Here is a 1,055-nt window from a genome sequence, read left to right on the forward strand (position 1 = left end):
GTCTATGGCTGAGCCCCATGTTCTTCACGGTGCGCAGCATCGTCTACCTGCTGCTGTGGAGCGGGCTCGCCCTCGTCGAGACGCGCGCCCGCACCCGCTCGCCGGCGCGTGCCGCCGCCTGCCTGCTCGTGTACGGCTTTTCCGTCAGCCTGGCGGCCGTCGACTGGATCATGTCGCTGCAGCCGGAATGGTATTCCAGCGTGTTCGGCTGGCTGGCCGGTACGGGGCAGATGCTGACGGGGCTCGCGCTGGGCGTGCTGCTGATCGACCGCGGCGCCGCGCGCGCGCGCCTGCCGGACCTGGGCAACCTGCTCATGATGTACGTAATGACGTGGGCCTACCTCGCGTACGTGCAGTTCCTGATCATCTGGGCGGCCGACCTGCCGCACGAGATTTCCTGGTACCTGCGCCGGGGGGCGCCCGGCTGGCAGCTTGTGGCCTGGGTGCTCGTCGTCGGCCACTTCGCCGGGCCGCTGTGCATCCTGCTGTCGCGCCACGCCAAGCGCGCGCCCGGCCTGCTGGGCGTGCTGGCCGGGGTGCTGCTGGCGGCKCACCTGCTCGACTGCTGGTGGCTCGTGCTGCCGTCCGTCGAGCACCTGACCCGGCACTGGCTGTGGCTCGCGCCCCTGGTCGCGGGCGGTTTTGGCGTGCTGGCGTGGATGGCGCTGGCGGATCGAAGAAAGGAGGGCGCGCATGTCTGACGACACCGGCGGCGATCTCGACCTGCGCGGCCTGGGCTGGGGTGCGGCCATCATCGTGGGCGGTATCGCCTGCGCGCTGCTCGCAGCCACGCTGATGCTGCGCGAACGCGGGCCTGCCGCGAACACGCCGCCATATCCGTTCCAGGGCCCGACGCCGCTGCTGCAACCGGCGCCGCAGCCGGACCGCGCGGCGTACTTCGCCGGAAAGCGCCGCCTGCTGGACAGCTATGGCTGGGTCGACCGCCGGGCCGGCATCGCACGCATTCCGCTGGACGATGCGATGAAGCTGCTGGCTGCGCGCGGCGTGGCGACGCCCGGCGTAGCGACGCCCGGCGTAGCGACGCCCGGCGTGGC

1 protein-coding gene and 1 pseudogene are annotated in these 1,055 nt (G+C 71.9%); both read left to right on the forward strand.

Going from position 1 to position 1,055, the window contains the following annotated elements; genetic code table 11:
* A pseudogene (locus tag AC1DYX_RS31440) lies at positions 1-701 on the forward strand (hypothetical protein); the annotation flags it as partial.
* Positions 694-1,055 (forward strand): hypothetical protein (locus tag AC1DYX_RS31445; RefSeq protein ID WP_477266169.1); only part of this gene is annotated, 362 nt, incomplete at its 3' end. The pseudogene AC1DYX_RS31440 and the gene AC1DYX_RS31445, both read left to right, overlap by 8 nt.

Source organism: Massilia sp. P2_C2, from assembly GCF_056404615.1.